The 25,398-nt window shown below is 34.8% G+C and carries 22 protein-coding genes and 1 other annotated feature; of the genes, 18 read left to right on the top strand and 4 right to left on the bottom strand.

Translation table 11 applies throughout. The features are described from left to right. The first annotated feature begins 1 nt into the window (after position 1). The 18 genes from IGL32_RS09580 to IGL32_RS09495 all read left to right on the top strand — a co-directional run bounded on the left by IGL32_RS09580 (position 2) and on the right by IGL32_RS09495 (position 20,604). On the top strand, positions 2 to 316 hold the full coding sequence (locus IGL32_RS09580) for a glycine cleavage system protein H (protein ID WP_011109554.1): 315 nt from the start codon (positions 2 to 4) through the stop codon (positions 314 to 316). 53 nt (positions 317 to 369) lie between these two features. After that, positions 370 to 617: a binding site (T-box leader), on the top strand. A gap of 113 nt (positions 618 to 730) precedes the next feature. Then, positions 731 to 1,768, top strand: coding sequence for a methionine ABC transporter ATP-binding protein (locus IGL32_RS09575; protein WP_002356639.1), 1,038 nt, complete (start codon positions 731 to 733; stop codon positions 1,766 to 1,768). Further along, complete coding sequence (locus IGL32_RS09570; RefSeq protein ID WP_002356640.1) at positions 1,761 to 2,447, top strand: methionine ABC transporter permease; 687 nt, start codon at positions 1,761 to 1,763, stop codon at positions 2,445 to 2,447. Before IGL32_RS09575 ends, IGL32_RS09570 begins: the two co-directional genes overlap by 8 nt. Positions 2,448 to 2,461: 14 nt before the next feature. Then, on the top strand, positions 2,462 to 3,280 hold the full coding sequence (locus IGL32_RS09565) for a MetQ/NlpA family ABC transporter substrate-binding protein (RefSeq protein WP_002359679.1): 819 nt from the start codon (positions 2,462 to 2,464) through the stop codon (positions 3,278 to 3,280). 347 nt (positions 3,281 to 3,627) lie between these two features. Next, on the top strand, positions 3,628 to 4,443 hold the full coding sequence (locus tag IGL32_RS09560) for an isoprenyl transferase (RefSeq protein ID WP_002356646.1): 816 nt from the start codon (positions 3,628 to 3,630) through the stop codon (positions 4,441 to 4,443). Then, the gene (locus IGL32_RS09555; protein WP_002359680.1) at positions 4,440 to 5,240 is read left to right on the top strand and encodes a phosphatidate cytidylyltransferase; all 801 of its coding nucleotides are present in this window, start codon (positions 4,440 to 4,442) and stop codon (positions 5,238 to 5,240) included. Before IGL32_RS09560 ends, IGL32_RS09555 begins: the two co-directional genes overlap by 4 nt. A 472-nt stretch (positions 5,241 to 5,712) precedes the next feature. Further along, positions 5,713 to 6,882: a CDP-glycerol glycerophosphotransferase family protein gene (locus IGL32_RS09550; RefSeq protein ID WP_010823873.1), complete on the top strand. Its 1,170-nt coding sequence runs from the start codon at positions 5,713 to 5,715 to the stop codon at positions 6,880 to 6,882. Between the two features lie 18 nt (positions 6,883 to 6,900). After that, a complete protein-coding gene (locus IGL32_RS09545; protein ID WP_156210117.1) occupies positions 6,901 to 8,367 on the top strand; it encodes a glycosyltransferase family A protein in 1,467 nt (488 codons plus the stop codon). A gap of 69 nt (positions 8,368 to 8,436) precedes the next feature. Further along, positions 8,437 to 10,947, top strand: coding sequence for a glycosyltransferase family 2 protein (locus IGL32_RS09540; RefSeq protein WP_156210118.1), 2,511 nt, complete (start codon positions 8,437 to 8,439; stop codon positions 10,945 to 10,947). 23 nt (positions 10,948 to 10,970) lie between these two features. After that, positions 10,971 to 11,822 (top strand): casular polysaccharide biosynthesis protein CpsF, encoded by an 852-nt coding sequence (gene cpsF, locus IGL32_RS09535; RefSeq protein WP_156210119.1) that lies wholly within the window; start codon positions 10,971 to 10,973, stop codon positions 11,820 to 11,822. Positions 11,823 to 11,848: 26 nt separating this feature from the next. After that, positions 11,849 to 14,302, top strand: coding sequence for a UDP-N-acetylmuramate dehydrogenase (murB, locus tag IGL32_RS09530; protein ID WP_002359685.1), 2,454 nt, complete (start codon positions 11,849 to 11,851; stop codon positions 14,300 to 14,302). Between the two features lie 17 nt (positions 14,303 to 14,319). Then, positions 14,320 to 14,718 carry a lipoprotein CpsH gene (cpsH, locus tag IGL32_RS09525; RefSeq protein ID WP_002387128.1) on the top strand — a complete coding sequence of 133 codons (399 nt, stop codon included), beginning with the start codon at positions 14,320 to 14,322 and terminating at the stop codon, positions 14,716 to 14,718. Between the two features lie 58 nt (positions 14,719 to 14,776). Next, the gene (gene glf, locus IGL32_RS09520; RefSeq protein WP_002376666.1) at positions 14,777 to 15,916 is read left to right on the top strand and encodes a UDP-galactopyranose mutase; all 1,140 of its coding nucleotides are present in this window, start codon (positions 14,777 to 14,779) and stop codon (positions 15,914 to 15,916) included. After that, positions 15,900 to 17,285 carry an ATP-binding cassette domain-containing protein gene (locus IGL32_RS09515; RefSeq protein ID WP_002387127.1) on the top strand — a complete coding sequence of 462 codons (1,386 nt, stop codon included), beginning with the start codon at positions 15,900 to 15,902 and terminating at the stop codon, positions 17,283 to 17,285. Before glf ends, IGL32_RS09515 begins: the two co-directional genes overlap by 17 nt. Further along, on the top strand, positions 17,285 to 18,097 hold the full coding sequence (locus IGL32_RS09510) for an ABC transporter permease (RefSeq protein WP_002362627.1): 813 nt from the start codon (positions 17,285 to 17,287) through the stop codon (positions 18,095 to 18,097). The genes IGL32_RS09515 and IGL32_RS09510 overlap by 1 nt, the downstream gene beginning before the upstream one ends. A 662-nt stretch (positions 18,098 to 18,759) precedes the next feature. Next, entirely contained in the window at positions 18,760 to 19,410 is a 651-nt protein-coding gene (locus tag IGL32_RS09505; RefSeq protein WP_002372215.1) for a diphthine--ammonia ligase, read from the top strand. An 87-nt stretch (positions 19,411 to 19,497) separates the two neighbouring features. After that, positions 19,498 to 19,725 carry a hypothetical protein gene (locus IGL32_RS09500; protein ID WP_002362220.1) on the top strand — a complete coding sequence of 76 codons (228 nt, stop codon included), beginning with the start codon at positions 19,498 to 19,500 and terminating at the stop codon, positions 19,723 to 19,725. A 147-nt stretch (positions 19,726 to 19,872) separates the two neighbouring features. Continuing rightward, on the top strand, positions 19,873 to 20,604 hold the full coding sequence (locus IGL32_RS09495) for an HAD family hydrolase (RefSeq protein WP_002379691.1): 732 nt from the start codon (positions 19,873 to 19,875) through the stop codon (positions 20,602 to 20,604). A 360-nt stretch (positions 20,605 to 20,964) separates the two neighbouring features. Here IGL32_RS09495 and IGL32_RS09490 read toward each other — a convergent pair whose 3' ends face one another. From IGL32_RS09490 to IGL32_RS09475, 4 genes are all read right to left on the bottom strand, one after another. Beyond that, positions 20,965 to 21,708, bottom strand: a complete 744-nt coding sequence (locus tag IGL32_RS09490) for a DUF3862 domain-containing protein (RefSeq protein ID WP_002379690.1) — start codon at positions 21,706 to 21,708, stop codon at positions 20,965 to 20,967. 222 nt (positions 21,709 to 21,930) lie between these two features. After that, the gene (locus IGL32_RS09485) at positions 21,931 to 22,743 is read right to left on the bottom strand and encodes a TPM domain-containing protein (RefSeq protein WP_430600035.1); all 813 of its coding nucleotides are present in this window, start codon (positions 22,741 to 22,743) and stop codon (positions 21,931 to 21,933) included. Further along, on the bottom strand, positions 22,740 to 23,879 hold the full coding sequence (locus tag IGL32_RS09480; protein WP_002362218.1) for a hypothetical protein: 1,140 nt from the start codon (positions 23,877 to 23,879) through the stop codon (positions 22,740 to 22,742). Before IGL32_RS09480 ends, IGL32_RS09485 begins: the two co-directional genes overlap by 4 nt. Positions 23,880 to 23,982: 103 nt before the next feature. Then, positions 23,983 to 25,215 (bottom strand): SPFH domain-containing protein, encoded by a 1,233-nt coding sequence (locus IGL32_RS09475; RefSeq protein ID WP_002356656.1) that lies wholly within the window; start codon positions 25,213 to 25,215, stop codon positions 23,983 to 23,985. Positions 25,216 to 25,398: the final 183 nt, after the last annotated feature.

Below are 25,398 nucleotides of genomic sequence, written 5' to 3'. Positions count from 1 at the left end.
AATGAAACAAATCGATCAATTATGGATCTTACCAACAGAAGCAGGTTATAAAATTGGTTTAACCGCCGAAGCCCAAGAGGATTTAGGGAAGATTACTTTTGCGACATTTCCCAAAGTCGGACAAACATTAGCTAAAGGTGATTCTTTAATTGAATTAGAAGCAGAAAAAGCAGTCAGTGAATTCAGTAGTCCATTATCTGGTAAGGTAGTTGCGATTAATGAAGCGGCTGATCAAGAGCCAAGTGCATTAGATGAAGAAAATGCCTGGATTGCTGTTTTAGCAGATGTTGAACCAACAGAATTTGAAAATCTTTAGTCTTACGTTGACAAGGCCAATGATTATTGCTATAATTTTCTCAATCTAATCAAAAGAAAGCTTTGAAAAGAAGAGTACATGTTAAGGACGTTTGAAGAGAGCCCTGTTTGCTGAGAATGGGTAACAGATTTAAGATGGAAGATGGTCTTTGAGCAGAGTAAGTGAGCGAAGCAGTGAACTTACTACGGGGCGCCCGTTACAGCCAACGGTATGCGAAGAATCAAGTACCGTATGAGGTTATTATTGAGAAATAATAGCGAATTAAGGTGGTATCACGAAATGACAAACTTTCGTCCTTTTTGCTGTAATAGCAAAAGGATGGAAGTTTTTTTGTTTTTATTAAGCAAATTCGTTTCATAAAAAGTGCGAAACCTTCAAAATAAGAAAGTAGAACAGAAAGAAGAGGAGAACAAAATGGCATTAATTGAATTACGTCATGTAAAAAAAGAGTTTTCCGGTAAAGCGGGTAAAGTCACGGCTTTAAAAGATATTGATTTAACAGTTGAATCAGGTGATATTTATGGCATTATTGGCTATTCAGGTGCAGGAAAAAGTACGTTGGTTCGCCTATTGAATGGACTTGAAACACCTACAGAAGGTGAAGTAGAAATTCAAGGACAAGATATTGCATTGTTGCCAAATAAAGAACTACGAAACTTCCGTAAAAAAATTGGGATGATCTTTCAACATTTTAATTTATTATGGTCACGGACGGTCCTAGAAAATATCATGCTCCCATTGGAAATTGCTGGCGTTCCAAAACAAAATCGGAAAAGCCGCGCAGAAGAGTTAATCAAGTTGGTTGGTTTAGAAGGACGGGAAACCGCCTACCCAAGTCAACTCTCTGGTGGGCAAAAGCAACGAGTGGGGATTGCCCGTGCCTTAGCTAACAATCCTGACATTTTGCTTTGTGATGAAGCAACGAGTGCTTTGGATCCGCAGACAACTGATGAAGTGCTAGAATTACTACTAAAAATCAACCAAGAATTAAATTTAACGGTTGTATTAATTACCCACGAAATGCACGTGATTCGTAAAATTTGTAATCGCGTAGCTGTGATGGAATATGGTGAAATTGTTGAAGAAGGTAAAGTGATCGATATTTTCAAAAAGCCTCAAACAGAAATTGCGAAACGCTTTATCCAACAAGAAGCGGATAAAAACATTGAAGAAACGGAACTGGTTGTTGAAGAAATGTTGGAACAATATCCGAATGGAAAAATTGTTCGCCTGCTTTTCCACGGTGAACAAGCGAAATTGCCAATTATCTCGCATATTGTCCAAGAATATCAAGTAGAAGTTAGTATTATTCAAGGGAACATTCAGCAAACAAAGCAGGGTGCAGTGGGTTCTCTTTATATTCAATTATTAGGCGAAGAGCAAAATATTCTAGCAGCCATTGAAGGATTACGTAAACTTCGTGTAGAAACAGAGGTGATTGGAAATGAATAATCGTGGCTTAGCAAGTTTCTTTGATTTTTCCCAAATTGATATAAGTAAACTACAAGAAAAAACGATTGAAACACTTTATATGACAGGGATTTCAATCATAGTGGTCGCCATTTTAGGGCTGATTTTAGGACTACTACTTTTTGAAACGTCAGGCAGAAAAGGGATTTTGAGCCGATTACTGTATTGGCTAGTGGCCATTTTTGTAAATATTTTCCGTTCGATTCCGTTTATTATCTTAATCGTTCTGTTAATTCCTTTTACAAAAATTATTTTAGGGAGTATGTCTGGTGTCAAAGGCTCCTTACCAGCATTGATTATTTCCGCAGCACCTTTTTATGCTCGCATGGTCGAAATCGCTTTTCGTGAAGTCGATAAAGGCGTGATTGAAGCAGCCAAAGCAATGGGGGCCAATCGTTTCCAAATAATTTGGAAAGTTCTATTACCAGAAAGTCTGCCAGCGCTTGTTTCTGGCTTAACCGTTACAACCATTTCTTTAGTGGGCTACACTGCAATGGCAGCTGCTATTGGAGCGGGTGGTTTAGGAAGTTTGGCGTATCAAGATGGCTTCCAACGTGGTCAAAATACAGTTACCTTAGTAGCAACGATTTGTATCTTAATTATTGTCTTTGCGATTCAATGGCTTGGGGATACAGTCGCTAAAAAAATAGATAAACGATAAATGGAGGGAATAAGATGAAAAAACGTACATTATGGTCAGTAATTACTGTAGCAGTAGCTGTCTTAGTTTTAGGGGCTTGCGGCAATAAAAAGAGTGATGACTCGGTCTTGAAAGTTGGAGCTTCACCAGTTCCACATGCAGAGATTTTAGAACATGTAAAACCTTTATTAGAAAAAGAAGGCGTAAAATTAGAAGTGACGACTTATACAGATTACGTGCTACCTAACAAGGCGTTGGAAAGTGGCGATATCGATGCCAACTATTTCCAACATGTGCCGTTCTTTAATGAAGCGGTTAAAGAAAATGATTATGACTTTGTGAATGCAGGTGCGATTCATTTAGAACCAGTTGGGCTTTACTCGAAAAAATACAAATCGTTACAAGAAATTCCTGATGGTTCAACGATTTACGTTAGCTCTTCCGTTTCAGATTGGCCACGCGTATTAACTATCTTAGAAGATGCTGGTTTAATCACGCTGAAAGAAGGGGTAGACCGGACAACTGCTACTTTCGATGATATTGATAAAAATACTAAAAAGTTGAAATTCAATCATGAAAGTGATCCAGCAATCATGACCACTCTTTATGACAATGAAGAAGGGGCTGCGGTTTTAATTAACTCAAACTTTGCCGTGGATCAAGGATTAAATCCGAAAAAAGATGCGATTGCCTTAGAAAAAGAAAGTTCACCTTATGCCAATATTATTGCGGTTCGTAAAGAAGACGAAAACAACGAAAATGTAAAAAAATTAGTCAAAGTGTTACGTAGCAAAGAAGTCCAAGATTGGATTACGAAAAAATGGAACGGTGCCATTGTTCCAGTCAATGAATAAAAAGAAAAAGACAATAGAATAAAAACTTGAGGTCGGGACAGGCGTGTTAAGCTTCAAGAAATAAGAAGAAAGTTCTGAAAGATGCTTTTTGTCTCTCAAGGACGTTCAGCTTATTTCCGAAGAAGCTGCTCCTGTCCCGTTGTTTATCTAAAATTTTAGGGCTAGGCAGATACATCATGTTGATTTACTTGCCAAGTCTAAGTTTTTTTCTTTTAAAAAAGGACCATAAATGATAAAGTTACAAGGAATTTCTTAATTATCAGGAAAATTCAGGGACTATGCATAGGCATTTGCATTAGTTATTGTTATAATAATTAAGATAGATTTTTTGGAATGGAGGGAAAAAGATGTTACGTTTTTTTCCGCAAAAAAATAAATATGTAGAAGAAGCAAGCCAGTACGCCTTTGATAAAGAAGGCCAAATTCCGCAGCACATTGCCATTATTATGGACGGAAATGGCCGGTGGGCACAGAATCGAAGACTGCCGAGAATTGCTGGACATAAAGAAGGCATGGATACGGTTAAAAAAATAACGAAGCATGCTAGTCATTTAGGCGTTAAAGTTTTAACACTTTATGCATTTTCAACGGAAAATTGGAAGAGACCAACAGATGAAGTCAATTTCTTAATGCAATTGCCTGTTGATTTTTTTGATACATTCGTGCCTGAATTAATTAAGGAAAATGTTAAAGTCAATGTAATGGGCTACCAAGAGTTTCTACCAAGCCATACGCAAGATGCTGTTAAGCGCGCCATTGAGCAAACCAAGGACAATACGGGCATGGTTTTGAACTTTGCTTTAAATTATGGGGCGCGTGCGGAGCTACTAACTGCCATGAAACAGATTGCTGCAGAGGTTTCAGAAAAAACATATACGGCAGATGAGATTACAGAAGAAACGATCGCAGATCACTTAATGACTGGCTTTTTACCCACGGAACTTCGTGATCCAGAATTGTTGATTCGAACAAGTGGGGAAGAGAGAATTAGTAATTTCTTGCTATGGCAAATTGCTTATAGCGAGTTGTTTTTTACAAAAGCATTATGGCCTGATTTTTCAGGAGACACTTTAGAAACCGCGATTGCTTCTTTCCAAAATCGTAATCGTCGTTTTGGTGGTCTAAAAGAAACTACAGAAACAGAAGGGAGCGATCCGCAGTGAGACAACGTGTCATCACAGCTATCGTCGCATTAATCATCTTTATTCCAATTATCTGGTATGGTGGTTTTGCAATTGAGATTGCCGCTGTTGCTTTGGCAGTAGTCGGCGTGTACGAGTTATTCCGTATGAAAGGATTAACGTTATTAAGTTTTGAAGGTGTTTTATCAGCATTAGGGGCCGTTTTTTTAGTTATCCCGACAATTAAATGGTTAAACTTTTTGCCGGAAATGCAAACAAATTTCATTTTATTTTATGTCACTGTAATGTTGTTGTTAGGTGCTTCGGTAATTTCTAAAAATACATATACGATTGAAGAAGCTGGCTTTCCAGTTATTGTCAGTTTATATGTAGGGATGGGGTTCCAGAACTTTATTAGTGCCCGTTCCGCAGGTTTTGAAGTCTTGTTATTTGCTTTATTCATTGTCTGGGCAACGGATATTGGTGCATATCTATTTGGACGCCGATTTGGTCGTCATAAATTGATGCCAGATGTTTCACCCAACAAGACAATAGAAGGTGCACTTGGTGGTATTTTATCAGCCGTCGTTGTAGCAGCGTTGTTTTTAGTTTTCACAGCTAATAAAGGGCTATTTCCTTATCCAATGCCGGTGATGCTTGTATTGACGGTTCTATTTTCTATAGTAGGGCAATTCGGTGATTTGGTTGAATCTTCTATCAAACGTCATTATGGCGTGAAAGACTCTGGTAACATCTTGCCAGGACATGGTGGTATTTTAGATCGTTTTGATAGTTTATTATTTGTTTTCCCAATTATGCACTTATGTGGATTATTTTAAATTGATTAACAAAATTTAAAAAAGTATCGTCAAATAAGCAAAAATCCAGAAGAGAGACTCTTCTGGATTTTTGCTGTTTATTGGGTTAGTTTAGGTACCTTGTGAGTTATTTAATTTATAAGAGTAATTGTATAAAGATGGCTAAAGTTTCTAAAAAATTAAATAGGTGATCGGATGTTAAATATCTGAACATTCCAGTGTTATTCGATTGTTAAAAATTAAATTATAACAATCGAATAACACTGGAATGTTTATTTCAATAAAGCCATTGACGTTTAGCATAGATAAATTTATACTTAAAAGAAGAAAAGCAAAATAATGTATTTTACATGCTTGTTCAATCGTGGTGAGAGTTATTCATAAATTTAAGCAAGTAAAGAGAAGAGAATTTAGAGATTTGTGAACGCGTTCTTCATACAAAATTATAGATTAGGATTATATTTTTGATAATCTAATGTAAAGGATTAATTCAATGAAAAAATTTTTAGAGAATAGTATGCACCAAGCCGTAAAAGCTTGTTTTTTCTTTTTAGGTAAACTACCTAAAAAGAAGTTATTTATTTTTGAAAGTTTTCATGGAAGACAGTATAGTGATAATCCACGTGCAATTTTTGAGTACATAAGAGATAACTGTCCTGAATATCAATGTATTTGGGCAGTCAAAAAAGGATATGAGATGCCTTTTGTGGAAGAGAATGTTCCTTTCGTCAAACGATTAAGTTGGAGATGGCTATGGTTGATGCCAAGAGCTCAGTATTGGGTTTTTAACACACGGATGCCAGCCTGGATGTATAAGAATCAAACAACAATCTATATACAGACGTGGCATGGGACCCCTCTAAAGAAACTGGGGTTAGATATTGAAACAGTCAAAATGCCAGAGCATGAAACAGAGAGCTATAAACTAGAAGTCATTCAAGAAGCAAAGCGTTGGGATTATCTCATCTCACCTAATGCATACAGTACAAGAGTGTTTCGACAAGCCTTTCATTATGAAGGGGAAATATTAGAAATAGGTTATCCAAGAAATGATTTGTTAGTTTGTGAAAATAAGGACAAAATAGCTTTTTCTGTTCGCAATCAGCTAGGTCTTGCAGCTAACAAAAAAATTATTCTCTATGCGCCAACATGGCGCGATGATGAGTCTATCCGAAAAGGAGCCTATCGTTTTACCAATCATTTGCCAGTTGAACAACTTTTAGAAATTGATTCTTCTATTGTAATACTTACACGATTACATTATTTAATTGCAGAAAGTTTTGATATAAGTGCATTTGGTTCACGTGTAATCGATGTTTCTTCTTATCCAGATATCAATCAACTTTATTTAATCGCTGACTTATTAATTACAGATTATTCATCGGTTATGTTTGATTTTGCATTAACAAAAAAACCGATGCTATTTTTTATGTATGATAAGGAAAAGTATCAAAATAGTACAAGGGGATTCTATTTTGACCCAACAGCAATTTTGCCTGGGAAAATTGTGACAGATACGGATAGCCTAGTAACGTCTGTAAAAAACGTATTGTTTTCTAAAACGGAACAGGAACAACGTTTATATGTGCAGTTTTTTCGTGAATTTTGCCTTGAAAATCAGGATGCCACTAGACAGCTGATTTCAGAAATTTTAAAGAGATAAAAAGCCGGAGGGTGTAGGTTGGAAAAACAAAAAGAAGTCCAAAAAGAATATGAAGAGTATCAATATATGTTAGATACTGAAACGTGGAAAAAGGAGTTAAGTCAATTTAAGCTGTTTTCTTCAGAAAAAATATCAAAAAATCCTAAAGTCTCAATCATTATTGCTAATTACAATAATGCACCATATCTTAAAAAGATGATGGATTCTCTTGTTCAACAAACCATTGGGATCAAGCAATTGCAAGTGATGTTTATTGATGATTGTTCCACAGATCATTCGTTAAAAGTAATAGAGCCATATATTGAAAGATATCCGAATATTGAAATTTATCAGCTACTTGAAAACACTGGAGGCGCTCACGGCCCAAGAAACGTAGGGATTGTAAATGCACGTGGTGAGTATAGTGTCTTCTTAGATGCAGATGATTGGTATGATTTAAATGCATTGAAATATTTATCAGATCTACTAGATGACTCTCACGATGATTTTGCTGTTTCTGGTCTAATACAGAGTACGGATGGCCACTTAATGTTAAAAAGTAAGCCATATTATGTGGATGGGTCATTTAAAAATCGGTCTATCCAAGAATTGCCAGCTGAATTTTATGGTTGGTTAGGACCGCAAGCTATCATGTTAAGAACTTCACTGATACACAATAATAATTTACACTTTGTTAATCAACGGGTGGCTGATGATGTGCTGTTCTTTTATGAAGCCATGCGATTTTCAAAAACCATTACACAAGGGGAAAGGTTAACGACTTATTTAAATCGAGATGCAGATAATGAAAGTTTAAGCAAATCAATTAATCGGACATTTATGCTTTCTTGGTTGCGTGCGTTAAGTTATATCAATCAACAGTTTCCAGATGATTTGTCTAAAGAACGGATGTTAGCACGCCGTTTAGAATGGCTAATTTATGACTTTTGTATTCGGAGGGATACTGGGTATCCATTTAGTAAAAAGCGATTACAAGACTTTAAAGTACAGATGGATCAGTATTTAGGTGAATTAAATTTTGATCCTAGTCCGTATTTTAGAAGTGATGTGCGCCAAATCATTTGGACATTTTTACAAACTAACGATATTGATGGTTTGTATTGGTTTATTCAATGTCAGTCCATTCGTTGGGTGTTAGTCAATCGCTTTGGTTATGTTTCAAAAACAGAGAGAAGTTATTATTATCCCAGATTATTGAAACGATTCCCAGCAGTTCGCATAAATGCTTATGCAGAAGCAACGCAACGTGAAGGCAATACGCTTTCTTTAAATGTGTATACACACCAAAAAATTACAGGATTTGAAATAAAAGAGCTGAAAAATCCTTTTGAAACAAGACAGAGGCTGGCGTTTAAAAAAATTAGTGAAACTAGTTATCAGGTAGAGTTGCCAGAAAAATTTTCAAATAAAGAAAGTAGATTTACGATAGTTTTTGATAATTATTTAGAAATTGGGGTTAAAGATTTTAGTAAGTTTTTTGCTTAAATTTTGTCCGTTTAAATCAGGATATTTTGAGTATACAACTATAAATGATAAGTGAGGGAAATTTGTTTTATGGAAAATGTGAAAGTGTCAGTCATTGTACCCGTCTATAACGTAGAAACCTATTTAGAAGAGGCATTAATGAGTTTGAAAAACCAAACATTGAAAGAAATTGAATTCTTAATTATTAATGATGGCTCTACTGATAATAGTCAAAAAATTATTGAAGAAATTGCACAAGATGATCCACGTTTTCGCGTTTTCAATGTTAAAAATGGGGGAATTGGAAAAGCCTTTAACTTGGGTGTTTCAGAAGCAAAAGGTGAGTATATTGCTGAATTTGAAAGTGACGATTATGTAGCATTGCATGCCTATGAGCGTTTATACAATACGGCTAAAAGTCATCATGCAGATGTTGTCCGTTGTAATTGGGTTGAATTTTCTTCTGAAGAAGAGGTTGAGCGAGATATATTATGGCAATATCCCGATAAATACAATCAATTGATTGACTTAAAAACGACAGATTTAATTGTACAAGTTTATCCTTGGAATGCTATTTATAAAAAAAGTATGATTGAGAAAGAAAACGTAACTTGGGATGAGGAAATTAAAAGTTATGGGGACACTGGTCTATTTTGGAAAATCAATTCAGCATCTCAGAATGTTATTTTTATTAAAGATTGTTTGTATTTTTATAGACAAGACAACCCGAATTCGACAGTAAATAATGTGGCAACAAAGGTTCCTTTCTTGTTTCAACAATTTAAACTAATTCGTTCAAATTTAATTGAACAAAATAAATTTGAACGCTACAAAGGTTATTTTTATAAGCAAATGTTCGAAAAATACTTTTGGGCGATTGAAAAATTAACCCATTTACGTGACGAGTCGGTTTATGAAGTGATTCAAGAAGTGGCAGTAGATTTTAAACAAGCTATAGAAATAGACCAGCTGAATGATATCGATTTTGAATATATCAAACAATTTTATCAAATTGCGAATGATCCAGTAGCTTATTATGAGGACTACTTGAAAAATCTGTATAAAGTTAGTGTTGTCATGCCGATTCACAATGCATCCAAATATTTAAGACAAACATTAGAAACTGTTTGTGAGCAGTCTTTACGTGAGATTGAAATCATTTTAGTAGAGAATGGCTCTACGGATAATACAATGGATATTATTAACGAATTTGCAGTAAAAGATCCGAGAATTATGGGGATTTCTATTGGTAAAAGTAATCCTGGACACGCAAGAAATGTGGGCATTTCGATGGCACGAGGCCGGTATTTACAATTTTTAGATGCAGATGATCATTTTGAAGTGAATTTATTACAAGACGCTTATTATCGTGCATATGATAGTGCAACAGATATTCTGTTATTTGGCATGAAAGAAAAGTTACCAAATGGAGAAGTGCACGTTGTTCACAATCCATTACTAACTAATGGCGGACGTATGTCTGGTGAAGAAATTTCATTGGATGAAGTAACCCCTTATTTATATGATAAATTATTTTTATTAGAATACATCAAAGAAAATAACTTGGTAAACTTAGAACAATTTGTTGGCGAGGATGCTTATTTCACTTATACAGCATTATTAGGTACCGAAAAAATTGTTGCACTAAACAAATATTTGCTGACTCGAATTGTTAGACAAGATGGTTTGATGTCTACGTACGGAATGAATTATCGTGATGAGTTCAATTTACATGACAAAATGTTGGAGTACTTAAAACAACATGCTCCAAATCGGATTGAAGCATATCGTTTAAAAATTATTAATACATTAAACTGGTTTATTTTTGATATGAATCGTGTTGATCAAGCATTTAAAGAACGTTTCTATCAAGAATTAAAAGAGAAATATATCCAACAATTAGGGCTAGACTTAGTGAAAAAAGAAAAATATTCTAATGACCCAGAACAAGTAGAACGTATCACTCGAATCCAAAATATTTTACAATACAATTTAGAAATATATCAAAATATTTATAAAGATTTTGGGATGAAAAAAACCTTCATTATCCCGAATGTTCATATTCAAGAGCGTGGAGGTAAAGTAATTTTTGGACAAGAGAAGACCCAGGGGAATGGGACGGCAATTGAAATGTTTTCAATTATTATTGCAGATAACGATACAAGCAATGCCAGCGGAGTGATTGATTTCGTTTATATGGGTGACAATACAAAAATAATTCATGATAGTTTATTAGTATCTTTATTAATTAAAAAAGAAGGTACTACTTTAAAATCGATTGTTTTACAAGCCGAGTGGGAAAAAGGCTATACCTTACTACAAGAAAATATGTATTATACTTTCGTAGACAATGTTTTTACAATTTGGGCGGGCTATACTCAAAAATATGCAGCATTTGATTACAATGTTCGAATTTTGACTTCTCGAGAAGGGGAAACACATTTTAGTGTCGTTCGACAAAACCAAGGCTATATCCAAGATACAATGACAAGTATTGGTAACGAATTAACACCTATCAATAAAATTGAAGGAAATGAACCTACAACAATTAAAAAAGCTGTATCAAAAAGTCTTAAAAAAGCAAAAGGGTTGTTGAAATAGAAAGATTTTAAAGGAGATTAAAAATGAACGATTTATGGAATTTTTTAGATAATCATCCTGAAGAGAAAGAATTGATAAAGGCAAAAGCATTACAAGGTTATACAGTTGATGGAATTTTAAATGATCAACTTAATTTTGTTGCTCTAGATACTCTGTCTATTGGTCTGGAAAAATTTGGAAATATTCATTATAGTATCCAAATCCCAGAATTTAATGAATTACTAAGTAAGAAGATGGTAGTACTTTTTGTTCCTGCGGATGGAGTGGGACACTCTGGCGCCAAAGAAAGATATTTTGGATTGAGACAATGGAATACCCTGTCTCAATCTGTTCGAAAAAATACTATCATTCTTAGAATAGCTGATGTTGGCTTTGTGTCAGGATCCTATTACACATTATTTGAGCAAGAAATTTTGGATTTAATTGAAGCAAAGAAAACAGAATTTGGACTGAAGCATCAAGATATAATCTTCTATGGAAACTCTAGAGGCGGAATGGGAGCGTTATTATTAGGTATTACAGGTAATTACAAAACAGTTAGTGTAGATCCAGTAATTGATCGAGAGCCTTGGGTAAACAGCGCGGATGGTAGAATAGATCGCCAGTTAATGTTTGATTTCGTAGAAATGGATTTTTCAAACCGAATAAAAGATAAGATGGAACAGTCAAACTATGAATTAGAAAACATTACGGTGATTGCTTCTGAAGCAAATAAAAAAATGTATGAGAAAATTTACCCCTTATCTAATGGTTTTACCTTGAAAAAATTAGAATTAATGATTGATTCTGAAAATACAATTGGTATACACGGCCTTACGATAATGGAAAGTATTCATTTACAATTAGCGTTAATAAATAATTATTTATTTGATTAAGTAACAGAGAAAGTAGGAGCGGAAAAATGAAAAAAGCAGCAATTATGGGCTGGTGGTATAACCAAAATTATGGATCAATCTTAACATACTATGCTCTAAACAAATATGTACAGAATAAAGGGTACGAGACGGTTATGATTGATGGACCACTAGGTTATAAAAACAGAAGTAACTTTCGAGCATGGATGCCTTTAGCGTATAATTTTTTTAAGAAAAATAATATGCCCTATACTGAGCAATTAACAAAAGAAACGTTACCGACATTGAACGATTTAGAAAATCTAGATACCTTTATTTTAGGCTCTGATCAAATGTGGAATCCGTGGAATGGTTGGGTAGACGACGATGATTTCTTAGATTTTGTTTATCCTCGTAATAAAACAATTGCTTATTCTGTTTCATTAGGAAAAGCAGATACAAGTAAATATGATCCTAAATGGGTTGCAAACCGCAAAAAAGATATTACACAGTTTAATCATGTTTCTATGAGAGAAGATTTTTCTGTACAAATTATGAAAGATATTTTTCAAGAAGAAGTTATTCAGGCTTTGGATCCAACCTATCTTGTTGAAAGAAGTGAATATGATTCTTTAGCTGATCAAGCTACGTTTAAACGACAAGAATCAGGAGATTATATGGCTGTCTTTTTCTTGGATATTAACAAGGAAAAAGTTCGTGTAGCACTAGCGATCGCAGAAAAATTGGGACTGAAATTAGTGGTCTTGCCTAATCCTTTAAAAGGACGTGAACTAGCGAAAAAAACGTTTCCTAATACAGTAGAATATGTTTCTGAAGATACGCCAGAAAATTTCTTATCTGTTTATCGAGAAGCAAAATATATTATTACTGATTCGTTTCATGGCACTGTTTTTGCGACTATTTTCCAAAAACCGTTTTCAATTTTTTATAATGAACAACGTGGAATTGACCGCTTTAATAGCTTGATGAACCTGTTTGAGCTTGGCGAAACTAGACGTGTCTATGAGCAAAACACAAAACAAGAAATTGAAGAAAATAAAAATATTAGTTTAGCACTTGACTATCAAAAGACCGCTGGAAAGATTGCTAGAGAAAAAGAGATTTCAGATAAGTGGTTAACCGATGCGTTGACAAGTAAATTTAGCCCAGATGAAGACGAAGTATATGATGAATTTAGACGATATATTATCAATAAACCTTTGGATTTTTATCGAGCTAAAACAACTGTTCCGATTTCCGCAGCAATTGTTTTATCGCCAAATGGTACGATAAAAAATTCCAATCCTAATGAAAGCTTTTGGAAGCTAACAGATAAAGAATTAATTTTTATGAATAATCATCGTGAAGTCACTACAAGATTTAATCGTGAAAAGTTTAAGGGAAAGGAAACGTTCAGTCCTTTTAGAATCGTCGGTAAATATGTGAAAGATGAAAAAATCGAACATGTTATGTATTTGCATCCGATACAAAAACCTAAGCCTAAACCGAAACAAGGCACAGAAAAAAAAGCATTAGCAATTCCCGAGAATCTTTTAACAAGAAAACAATTAATTATGAAAATTGTGCAAAATGAGAGAATTCGTTCGTGGAAACAAGATCTTTTAGAAGAATTACCAGATTTAGAGTTATTTGTAGGTCGTGAATTAAAAGAATATGCTTCGAATTTTGTTGGTGGTCCAGCAGATCTTTTAATTTTTCCAAAAACGATAGAAGAAGTTGCTTTAATTGTAAAATATGCTAAAAATAATCAGATTCCTTTAACTGTTATCGGTAAAGGTTCAAATATTTTAGTCCGTGATGGTGGTATCCGTGGGATTACTTTAAATATGACTGCCTTGAATTATCGTAAAATTACGGGGAATGTTTTAACAGTTTCGGCAGGTGCAAGTTTAATTGAAACATCTTATTATCTACTAGAACACTTGAAATGCGGTTTAGAATGGGCAGATAATATTCCAGGAACCATTGGTGGCGCAGTTTATATGAATGCTGGGACAGTTAAGGATATTAATAGTATGTTTCTTGAAGCTACGATTGTAGATGAAAATGGAGAAATTAAAGTTTTAAATAAAGAAGATGTTCAATTTAGTCATCGCTATAGTTCATTTATGGATCATCCTGAGTGGATTATTCTAGAAACTAAATTACAGATTTCAGAAGGTAATTTAGAAAATATGGTAAATGACATGGTAGGAACTGTCGAAATTAGAGAAAGGATGCACCCACTAACACATCCAAATCATGGGTCAACTTTTACTTGGGGACGGGCGCCTCGATTAATTCAACAAGCTGGCTTAGTTGGTACTAGAATTGGCGGAGTAAAAGTATCTGAAAAACATCCAGGTTTCTTTATCAATGTTGAACAAGCCTCTGCTCAAGACTATGAAGCATTAATTTATTTAATTATTGCAAAAGTTTATGAATTTTCTGGATTTTTATTAAAACCAGAAGTGAGAATTTTAGGTGCAAATATGTGGGAAGCAAGTTTAACTTTTAAATAAACAGGGGAGTGTGTGACATGAAGAAAATAATCACAATAATTGTGTCTTTAGCAATTGGTATCGGTTGTGGTTTTTGGTCAGGATATTACATCAGTAAAAAATATTCAGAAAACCAAGAGACAACTATTTCCAAAAGTACTAACTCAGAACAACCTTTGATTACAAATGGAGAGTATCAAGTAACAGCTAATTGGGATTGGAAAACATTAGTTGTTAAAGATAATGTGTGGACATTGGATGGCAAACGTATTTATGATGTTTCCACTACAAATGATAATATTGTGATTTTAAAGGGAAAAAATTTGAAATCACTTGTAGTTTATAAAATAGAAAAAGATAACGAAAAAATCAACTTATATTCTTACACAAAAGAAGGCGTTGGGAAAAAAGTATTAGCTACTCTAGTGAAAAAATAAATAATGCATTTGGTGTTTGAAATAAATTGAAAGTAACTTTGTTAGGAGAAGTTAGTAAATGAAATACAATACGAAAAATTATGACTATTTAATTGTTGGTTCGGGACCTTTTGGGGCAACGTTTGCTTGTGAAGCAGCTAAACGAGGAAAAAAAGTATTAGTTATTGAGAAACGTGCTCATATTGGTGGCAATATGTATACACATAAAGAAAACGGGATTAATGTCCATGACTATGGTGCCCATATTTTTCATACTGACAATAAAGAAGTATGGTCTTATGTCAATCAATTGACGGAATTCAATGGCTACATCAATCAAGTAGTTGCTAATTACAAAGGGGAGCTCTACAACCTACCATTCAATATGAACACGTTCTACCAAATGTGGGGGGTAAAAACACCAGCTGAAGCACAAGCAAAAATTTCAGAGCAGCGGGAGGCAGCTGGAATTAAAGGAGCTCCAAAAAATTTAGAAGAACAAGCGATTCGTTTGATAGGAACGGATATCTATGAAAAATTAATTAAAGGCTATACAGAAAAACAGTGGGGACGTAAGGCTACGGAATTACCAAGTTTTATTATTCGCCGTTTGCCAACTCGTTTTACTTTTGATAATAATTACTTTAACCATCGCTATCAAGGCGTACCTGTCGACGGTTATACAGCTATGTTTGATAAATTGTTAGAGAGTGAATTAATTGATATTCAATTGAATAAAGACTTTTTGGCAGAGAAAGAAACTTACTTATCAGAGTTTCCAAAAATTGTTTATACAGGGATGATTGATGCATTCTTTGATTATTCTTATGGCGAATTAGAATATCGTTCAGTACGTTTTGAAAATGAAACAGTTGATTCAAACAATGCACAAGGCAATGCCGTAATTAATTACACAGATGCGGAAACTCCCTATACACGGATAATGGAATGGCGACATTTTGATCAAAAGGCCGATGAAAACAAAACGATTTTGACGAAAGAATACCCACAAGATTGGGATCGTTCAAAAGAAGCCTATTATCCTGTTAATGATGAGAAAAATTCACTTTTGTTTAGAAAATACAAAGAAAAAGCAAACGCTCAAGAAAAAGTTATTTTTGGTGGACGTTTAGCCAATTATCAATACTATGATATGGACCAAGTTTTCGGAGCAGCTTTGAAAGCAGTCGCTAAAGAATTTGGTGAAATGGCCAACTAGTGAACGGTTAGACTCGGAGGAACAAATGGAAAAAGAACTGAAAGTTAGAACAAAATTACTTACCAAAGAATACAGTTTAGCGCAAACACGTATTGACAAATTGAAGACACTTTTTAGTGTTTTTCAAAACAAAGTTCCCACATTTTGGGCGTTAAAAGGTGTTAGCCTCGACGTATATTCTGGAGAAACAATTGGTATTATTGGTTTAAATGGTTCAGGCAAATCCACTTTATCAAATATTATTTCAGGCATCACCCCTCAAACGTCAGGAGAACTTGAAATAAATGGTGAAGTTTCAATTATTTCGATTGGTGCAGGACTAAATAATAATTTAACAGGACGAGAAAATATTCGAATGAAATGTTTAATGTTGGGGGAAAAGAATAAAGAAATTGATGCCAAAATCGATGATATTATTGAATTCTCAGAATTAGGCGTTTTTATCGACCAGCCTGTTAAAACTTATTCTAGCGGTATGCGTGCTAAGCTTGGTTTTTCAATTGCGGTTCATCAAAATCCAGATATTTTAGTGATCGATGAAGCGTTATCTGTAGGAGATCAAACCTTCTATAATAAAGGCTTAAAAAAAATGCTTGCATTTAAAGAGCAAGGCAAAACTATCTTTTTTGTCTCTCATTCTATTCAACAAGTAGAGCAAATTTGTGATCGTGTCGCTTGGATGCATTATGGTGACCTACGTGCATTTGGTGAAACTAAGCATATTTTAAAGGAATATCGTGCTTTCTTGCACCGTTATAATCATTTCACTGAACCGCAAAAAGAATCGTATCAGAGAGATGGCAAGGCCAAACAGAGAAATTTTTCTTTGGAACAACTTCAAGAAACAATTCTTGAAAAAGCCAATCAACAAGTAGGCAGTCGCCGGACGACTAAAGAAGTCATTAAATTTACTACTAAAAATAAAATTGGAGATAAAATGACTCTTGGTACGAAGAGCTTGTTAATTTTGCTACTTTGTATGATTTTTTATGTAAGTCTTACCTTTGTAAAGGGTATTTCATTAACAACAGCTTTCATTCATCCAGCGGAAACAATTCAACGTATATTTGTTCCTGAGAAAGTAGCAGGGAAGGATACAAATGCTGTGAAAACGACTAAAACTAAACCAGCTTCAACAAAAGAATCTAGGCAGCAGGAGGAAGTTCAGCCTAGCCCAACGAACGTACCAGAAAATAATAATAGCGAACAAGCTGTGTCAACGTATACTGTGGAAGTTGGAGATTCAGTCAGTTTGATTGCTGAAAATCACGGACTCACTATAGAACAACTTCAAACTTTGAATCCAGAAATCATTGAGGTACCTATTTATCCTGGACAAGTGTTGAAATTGAAAGAGGTGACTGAATAATGCGCGAGGTAAAATTAATTTTAGCTGAACAGTTTTCATACTTAGGCGTTGCACAACGAATTGCTAAATACAGTAATAAAGCATTATATCAAAGCCACATCTTAGGAAATTTATGGCAAATTTTAAGTCCTTTAATTCAGTTAGGTGTCTATTATTTTGCTTTTGGGATTGCCCTTGGTGGTGCTCGAACCGTAAAAGGAGGAGTATCCTATATTGCTTGGTTGATGGTAGGATTAAGTACATGGATTTTTTTAAGTACAGTAACAAAACAAGCTTCTAGTTCTGTTTATATGCAAGTTGGCATGGTCTCTAGAATGAAGTTTCCAATAAGTATTTTGCCAATGGTTAAAATATTTTCTGAGTTACCAAGTTATTTTGCATTCACTACGTTAGCAGCGATTGTGTCAATCTCGACAGGTGAAAAGATTTCTATTTATTGGATTCAGCTACCTTACTATATTGTAGCGATGATTATCTTTTTATATAGTTTTAGTCTAATTAATTCAACTATTGCTGCATTAATTAGGGATTATCAAATTTTCTTGAATTCTATTATCCAAGTATTAATGTATATGTCAGGGGTCTTTTGGGATTTGAGTACAAAGAATTTACCGTCTTGGTTATCAAAAATTCTTATGTTGAATCCTTACGCATATATTATTAATGGATTTCGAGATACATTTTTCTATAAAAGATGGTTTTTTGAAGATAAGCCCCAGCTTGTTGTTTTTTGGCTAACAACATTAGTAATATTTATCGTAGGAGCTCATTTACATGTTAAGTTCAGAAGTAAATTTGTTGATTATATGTAACATGTGAAGAAGTAAAACCACCGTATACTGACAAGAATACGGTGGTTTTACTCTTTAATTGACAATAGCCTTCTCTTTAAAGAGAAGGCTATCTAACGAATCAATATTATTATTTTAAAGTTGGATCAGACTATTTCTAGTATTCAAGTATTTTTCATTTAAGCGATGTATTCCCTACCTCTAATACATCCTTGTATCTCTCTAGACACGCCAGTTTTGAATAAAATCATCAAAACAATTGAATGGTTCGTTTAAAAATATTTTTCGTGTTCTAATTATTATAACATAAAACTCGTCAACTGACCACTAGCTGACGAGTTCATAATTTTTCCAGATAAATAGACAGCCGTTTTCCGCCGACTGTCTAAGATTAAGATAGATTTGTAAAGAAGTGAATAAATGCTTCCTACTATCTCTTTATAACATGAGGAAAAGAAAACTGCAAAAGATAGCTGTGTTTTTTGAAAAAAAGATCAGCTGGTTTCCGCCAGCTGATCATCCGTTGAAAAGAGATATAAAGAAGTGAATAAAGCTTGCTTTACCTCTATTTTATACCATGTTTTGATTCAAATAACTATTCAGTATTAGTTATACTTAAATAATAAATATGTATACGGATGTATTGTTTTGAGGTATAGTCATAGAGAAAAGAGGGAACGTTTATGAAAAAATTTTGTTTAAGTTATAGCTCTGGTAAAGATTGTTTATTGGCGATGGATCGATTGGTACAAGCAGGAAATCAGCCAGTTGCGTTAGTGACAACATTAAGTGATGAAATTAATCGTTCTTGGTTTCACGGCATACCAATCTCCGTCTTAGAAGCAGCAGCCGAAGCGTTAGATTTACCACTTGTTATATCACATAACAATGAAACAAATTACACAGAAAAAGTGGTTGAGGCACTGCAGGAAACCAAAAAATTAGGTGCAGAAACGGTTTGTTTTGGCGATATAGATATTGAACAAAATGGTGCTTGGGATCGCCAAGTTGCGTTAAGTGCTGGACTTGAACCACAATTACCTCTTTGGCAGGAAAATCGCGAAGCACTTGTGAAAGAATTCTTGGCAAAAGGGTACACAGCAATTATCAAAACGGTCAGCAAAGAGGCAGGCATTCCAATAAAATTTTTAGGAGAACCGTTAAATGAAACATTTATCACGTACCTTAAAGAGCATCAATTAGATATTTGCGGAGAAAACGGGGAGTACCATACGTTGGTAATTGACGGCCCGCTATTTAAAAAGAGGCTCAATTATTATACTTCAGGAATTTATGAAAGTCCTTATGCTTATTCTTTGATTATTGATGCTTAAATGAAAGTAAAAGGACACAAGCTGCCACTTTTTCTAGGGATATGCTATAATTGACTTAAGAAAAGTAGAGAAAGTGAGTGGTTAATTATGGAAGAAACTGTCTTTTTTAATTTAGGAAATGCCCTTGCTTCAAAAAGAGATCAAAAAGAATTAATTAAAGAAGCCCAAATTGCGAAAGATACTCGAAAGATTCCAGGAAAACTGATTATCGTTGAAGATGAAGAAAATGGTACCCATATTTTATTTGAATTAGCTGATCAAACAGAACCGTCTGCTGAAACAAAAGAATTCAAAGTGAAAAAAGTGATTGATTAATAAAAAAGCAACGAATTTTTCTAAATTCGTTGCTTTTTTATATTTTTTTACACAAATGATACAAAAAGAATATCAAAATCAAATAAATGATTAGTATACTTGAAGAAACAAATAGGAAGCAAAGCAAACGTTTTGAGGTGTTCTTTCATGGAAAATCGAGGAATTTTATTTGATAAAGATGGTACGTGTATTCGTTTTGACACTCTTTGGCAAGCAGGTTTGCAAGCTTGTTTTGAAACACTAAGTATGTTAGCCCCTCATCATTCAGCAGAAATAAAAAAGATATTAGCTATTCAGGAGCAACGTTTTTTGCAAAAACATTTACTTGATGAAGTCCTTTATCAGGAACTTTATCAGGAATTGGCGCAATTTGAGGAATTAGTCGAACAGGGAATCAGCAGTCGATGGCTGGAGCAATTTTTTTATGATTATTTACGAAAAAATCTGAAAAAGATCGAACCGATTGGTGATTTAAAACAGTTATTTCTTGAGCTGAAACGGAAGAACTATAAAATTGGATTAGCAACTTCAGATACTTTGCCAGCGACTATGTTGATTATGGAATATCTTGGTTTAACAGAAATGTTTGATTTTATTGCGACAGGAGATCGTTACTTACCGAAACCAGATGCGGACATGCTCCAAGCCTTTTGTCAGTCATGTCAATTGAAGGCGACAGAAGTAATTATGGTAGGTGATTCGCTCGTGGATGTTTTTATGGGAACGTGTCATGGCAAAGCAGGAATTGGTGTTTTAACCGGCAACTGCCAGTCAACTGATTTTGAAAAGTTTGAAGTAGCCTATTTCCGTGATATCCATGAAATACCTTATCAAGAATTATGGGAAAATACCAAGAAGAAAAAAATCTATTATTTTTGATATATGTATTGTGAAAAACGTTTCTTTTATTCGAGTATCTAAGCAAGCATACTAGTGTATTTCAATAAAATACCATGATGTTCATAGGTTTTATAATTTCAGCTCACAGATTTTTGTTCAATAAGAAAAAAATTACAACTAAAATAGAAAACGAGCGTGGGACAAAAATCACTTTGGATTTTTGTCCCACGCTCAAAAACTGATAAACGGCGGGAACAGAAGCAACACTTTCGGAAATAAGCCGAAAGTGACTTTCTCACACAAGTGTTCGGGATATCTTAATCCTTACCTACGTGGTGCTCGGAGTTAAACACTTCTGTCCTGACTTCGTTGTTAATATTTTACAATGACAAGTTTTTCTTATTTTAATCCTGAACTTGATTTAGAAATTGCACTTCCATTAGAAAAAGAAACAGTAACAGTAGCACCTAAATCACCATCTAAGTTTTTCATCCAGATTAAAGTATCATTTTTTTCACCATTGATATTTGTAGAAGTAATCCCTGTTGGGTCTCCTAAATCTTTTCTAGCTTGTTCTTCAGAATATGAACCATCAGTAGCAATGTTATTTACTTGGTCTGCAGTAACTTTATCATGTTTTGCAACCTTCAAGCCACTTACAGATTTGCTCGCTGCTTTGCCATCAGAGAATGAAACAGTAATAGATGCAAGAAGATCACCACCCTTGACATTTGTCCAAGATAGAGTAGTGGTAGAGATGCCTTGGATATCTGTTGTAGAAGAAGAGGCTGGTTCACCTAAAATTGCTTTTACTTCATCTTCTGTAGAACCGCCTTCGCTGCTGTTCATAATATCACCGACATTAATTTTATCGTAAGTTGCTTTTAAATCAGAGTTATCTTTCGATTTATCTTCTGATTTCTTTTCAGAGCTTTCTTTTTTTGTATCATTTTTTGAACTATTCGTAGCTTTTGAAGAAGAGGCTTCTGTTTTCACTTCTTTGGTATCATTGCTTGCTTTTTTATCCTCTTTGCCAAGACCACTACCAGCAATCCCCAGTACAATAACTACTACAACCCAAAACCAAATTTTCTTATAAAATGGTTTTTTTACTTTTCCTTCATTTGAATCATTTTTTTTCATTTTCACTTTCCCTCCCATAGTTTAGTTAATGATTTGTAGCGCTTACTAAATAGTTGAAAACAATCCCCAATTAAATAACTTTGGACTACAAATCACTTAGTTTAAATGAAAATAAGTATACCGCCATGTGTAAAAATAACACACCACAGTATACTTATTTTATCATTATTTCATAAAAATAACACCATTATTTTTATGAAATAATTAAAAAAGATAAAAAATCTAAAAACTTCGACCGCCGCCACCGAATGTGCCGCCGCCAGTTGAGTGGGTGGTGCTACCACCACCACCGCCCATTCCGCCACTGCCGCCATTGTTTTTAGGAATACGACGCGTAGTGATGAAAGAGTTGGTTAACTGATCTGTGCGGGAGGTTAAGTTTAAAGTTGTTTTTTCCCTAAAGGGATATTGATAACTTGAAAATTTTAATTGATATTTAGAAATATTAATGCCTAAGAAGACCAAACTGAGTATCAGCGCAGCAGCAAAAGCAATTACCATTTCCAGCGGGGTAATGACTTTATAACGAGTGATTTTACCTGTTTCGCTGTCCACACGATAGTGCCCCCCAGGAACCCCTTTATTAACAAATGCTTGAGTTTCCTGAACAAAGGTTTGAGCAGCCGCGAAATAATTTCCTTGACTCATATTATCCCATATTTTATCTAAGGTATCATCAATTCGTGCATCTGTCATATAATCAATCATGTTTCCAGAAGTAGAGATGTAGATTTTCCGTAAGTCCATATCAATGAGAAAAAGAATCGCATTTTGGTCCTTGCCAACTTTATTTAAAAGATAATGATCTGCATATTCTTGTTCATCGCCATAGGTATTATTATTTGTGGTTACAATAAAGACAGAGGCTTTTGTTTTTTCTTCTAAAGGTTGTATCTCTTGCTTTAGTTGGTTGATTTGATCAGGTGTCAGTAATTGTGCGCCATCATCAATTGAATTTTCAGCCGCCGAAACGGGTAGGGCAAGGCCAAAGGTAAGAAGTATTAGGAAAAAAATAGGTAAAAGTCGTTTTTTCATAGGAAATAACCTCCTAATAAAAAGAGTGCTAAGAGTCCAGCGAAAATGCCTAACGTTGCTAGCCCTAAACGAGTGTAACTAATTGGAAGTACACCGCTTACTTTACCTGTTTGTCCATTCATGGCATAATAATAAACTTTTTTTGATTGTTCCTGACTGCGATAGGTGACTAACCAAATTGGCAAAAGCATATAGTGATTATTTTCTTGGTTTAGAGAAATATCCGTGCGAACATTTGTCAACGTAGTATAACCAGAAGCAGAGTCCCGTAACAATGATTCCGAATAATCTTGTAATTCTTGTTGGACGTGTTTTTTGATTGCTTCATATTCAATATCGCGTTTTTCTGCTTGGAAACCTGCTAGGTATTGGCTTTTGAAAGGCACCGCTTGATCAATTAAAAATGGTTGAACGCCTTCCACCATTTTTTGTTGGACGTTTTTTGACAAGGCATTTTTAACTAATTCTTTAAACGATAATTTTCCTGAACGTCCCACATTGAAACGTTTTGTTTCGGTGTATTCAATATCACCTACGCGCCAAATGCGAATACTTGTGCCAGTAGCTTGCAGTTGTCCGTCGACTTCTGCATCAACGACCCAATAGGGGAAGTAAACCCCAGTTAATTTATCGATTTGATTTTTGCTGAAAAAATCTCGGGGAATGAACCATTTTTTCTTGGTCCAAGCGAGAAATTTTTCAATCGCTTCGTCTTTTTCAATTGTAAAGGGTAAGACGTTTTCTGGTAAAAATTCGCCACTTAATCGACCAGCCAAGACAACTGGATTATGGCAATAATAACAGTATGTGGCAGCCGTTGTTGCATCGGTGACAATTTGAGCGCCACAGCTTGGACAATTAAAAATTTCCATTGTGCCTGCAGCTGCTTCATTCTCAGTGGTCTCTGTTTGTTGCGTAGCGGAGGCTTCTTCTTCCGCCGTGAAAGTCAAATTTTCCTCGGCAGTCGTTGTTGAGGGATTCTCTAAATGCGCCTCATGTTGCTGTTGCTCATAACGAGTCACTTCTTCTTCCGTGTAAATATTTAAACAATATTCACAATGAAATTTTTGATCTTTGGGATTAAATAAGAGCGGGCCGCCACAGTTGGGGCATTTATGGGTAAATGTTGTTTCCATTGCAACCGTCCTTTCTAATAGAGTGAGTAAATAACAGGAATCTGATTCAAAGAAAAAGGGTAGACTTGTGCCTGACCCTTTTCTTTAATTGTTCACTACTTGCTTATAAAGGAACCCCTTGGAATGGTTTACCACAATGTGGACAGAACTTAGGAATACCATTACTTAAGTCAACAATTTCGCTACATTCACTACATTTCATTTCTAATTTTGGTTTCTCGTTTGTTGGTTTTGGTGTACCACAGTTTGAACAAAACTTCCCAGTGTTTTCAGTCCCACATTGTGGGCAAGTCCAAGTGTCTGTAGCCCCTTGTGCATTTTGCTGGTTTTGTTTTTCTTGCATTTGTTGTTGGTTTGTTTGAGATGCTTGCGCAAAGTAGTTGCCATTCGCATTCATGCCCATACCAACGCCCATAAAGCCGCTCATTGCGCCACCTTCATTTTTACCAGCAGCCTCCATACCACGAGCCAAGGAACCTTGAACATAGCCTTCGCGAACACCTGGATCGCTGAGCATAGCACCTTCATTTCGCATGTTGATTAATTTTGTTGAATCATCTGTATAAGAAATGCTTGCAACTGCTACAGAAACAATTTCCATGCCGCGATTGGTGCGCCAATCCTCGTCAAGCGCAGTTTGCATATATTTGCTTAATTCAACACTTTTTGAGGGAACATAAGAAATACGTTGCCCATCAGCAGACATTTGATTGATTGCTGCTTGCAATGCTGTAATGAACTCTGCCAAATATTGTTCATTAATATCATTAATATCTACTTGCGTTTGGTTTTTAGGAATCGCATTAGTATAAAATAGCAAAGGATCTGTAATTTTAATTGAGTAATTTCCGTGTGCACGTAAGAAAAGTTCGGCATTATAAAAATTATCAAAATAGTTTAATGGCGCAGGTGTTCCAAATTTAATGCCTTTAATTTCTTGCAAGTTAATATAAAAAACTTGTTGTTTTTGTGGAGTTACGCCACCAAATTTGAAACGACTGAAGGTCTCTGCAATCGCATCTTTTAAAGAACCGTTAAACATTGAAGGCGCAGAATCATTTTTGACTGTATAATAGCCTTCTTCAGCAGTGTAATCGATGATTTTGCCCCCATCGACAAGAAGCATCATCATGTTGGGATAGACATGTACAACAGAACCATCTGTTAAAACATCGTCCGTTCCTTTACGATTAGAACCACGTTTATCATCTTTCCGCACAAAAACACCTTTTGTCATGACGGTTGTGTCCCCCATATTATCAGGTTCAATAACCTCTAGCCATTGATCGGCCAAGCCACCGCCAACTGAACTTGTTGCTGCTTTAATAAGTCCCATGTTCATTCCTCCTAATAAAAAACTAATTGTTAAAGCTAGTATACCACACAATGAATGCAGAGAAATCCAACGAAAGCCTGATGAAATGGAAAAAATTGATCAAACTTTATTAAGAAATTAAAAAAAGTATAGGTGAAACACAAGCATTTTAAAAAAAGTTACGTATAATAGAAGAAAAGACAT

The organism is Enterococcus sp. AZ035 (assembly GCF_050548325.1).
GTDB classification, from domain to species: Bacteria; Bacillota; Bacilli; order Lactobacillales; family Enterococcaceae; genus Enterococcus; species Enterococcus faecalis.
Note: the sequence above shows the minus strand (reverse complement) of the source record. Positions and strands in the feature narration are given on the sequence as shown.

Excerpts from the sequence above, each read along its gene's own strand:
- IGL32_RS09580 (WP_011109554.1), top strand. The coding sequence starts at position 2 with ATGAAACAAATCGATCAATTATGGATCTTACCAACAGAAGCAGGTTAT.
- IGL32_RS09575 (WP_002356639.1), top strand. The coding sequence starts at position 731 with ATGGCATTAATTGAATTACGTCATGTAAAAAAAGAGTTTTCCGGTAAA.
- IGL32_RS09570 (WP_002356640.1), top strand. The coding sequence starts at position 1,761 with ATGAATAATCGTGGCTTAGCAAGTTTCTTTGATTTTTCCCAAATTGAT.
- IGL32_RS09565 (WP_002359679.1), top strand. The coding sequence starts at position 2,462 with ATGAAAAAACGTACATTATGGTCAGTAATTACTGTAGCAGTAGCTGTC.
- IGL32_RS09560 (WP_002356646.1), top strand. The coding sequence starts at position 3,628 with ATGTTACGTTTTTTTCCGCAAAAAAATAAATATGTAGAAGAAGCAAGC.
- IGL32_RS09550 (WP_010823873.1), top strand. The coding sequence starts at position 5,713 with ATGAAAAAATTTTTAGAGAATAGTATGCACCAAGCCGTAAAAGCTTGT.
- IGL32_RS09540 (WP_156210118.1), top strand. The coding sequence starts at position 8,437 with ATGGAAAATGTGAAAGTGTCAGTCATTGTACCCGTCTATAACGTAGAA.
- cpsF (WP_156210119.1), top strand. The coding sequence starts at position 10,971 with ATGAACGATTTATGGAATTTTTTAGATAATCATCCTGAAGAGAAAGAA.
- murB (WP_002359685.1), top strand. The coding sequence starts at position 11,849 with ATGAAAAAAGCAGCAATTATGGGCTGGTGGTATAACCAAAATTATGGA.
- cpsH (WP_002387128.1), top strand. The coding sequence starts at position 14,320 with ATGAAGAAAATAATCACAATAATTGTGTCTTTAGCAATTGGTATCGGT.
- glf (WP_002376666.1), top strand. The coding sequence starts at position 14,777 with ATGAAATACAATACGAAAAATTATGACTATTTAATTGTTGGTTCGGGA.
- IGL32_RS09510 (WP_002362627.1), top strand. The coding sequence starts at position 17,285 with ATGCGCGAGGTAAAATTAATTTTAGCTGAACAGTTTTCATACTTAGGC.
- IGL32_RS09505 (WP_002372215.1), top strand. The coding sequence starts at position 18,760 with ATGAAAAAATTTTGTTTAAGTTATAGCTCTGGTAAAGATTGTTTATTG.
- IGL32_RS09500 (WP_002362220.1), top strand. The coding sequence starts at position 19,498 with ATGGAAGAAACTGTCTTTTTTAATTTAGGAAATGCCCTTGCTTCAAAA.
- IGL32_RS09495 (WP_002379691.1), top strand. The coding sequence starts at position 19,873 with ATGGAAAATCGAGGAATTTTATTTGATAAAGATGGTACGTGTATTCGT.
- IGL32_RS09490 (WP_002379690.1), bottom strand. The coding sequence starts at position 21,708 with ATGAAAAAAAATGATTCAAATGAAGGAAAAGTAAAAAAACCATTTTAT.
- IGL32_RS09485 (WP_430600035.1), bottom strand. The coding sequence starts at position 22,743 with ATGAAAAAACGACTTTTACCTATTTTTTTCCTAATACTTCTTACCTTT.
- IGL32_RS09480 (WP_002362218.1), bottom strand. The coding sequence starts at position 23,879 with ATGGAAACAACATTTACCCATAAATGCCCCAACTGTGGCGGCCCGCTC.
- IGL32_RS09475 (WP_002356656.1), bottom strand. The coding sequence starts at position 25,215 with ATGGGACTTATTAAAGCAGCAACAAGTTCAGTTGGCGGTGGCTTGGCC.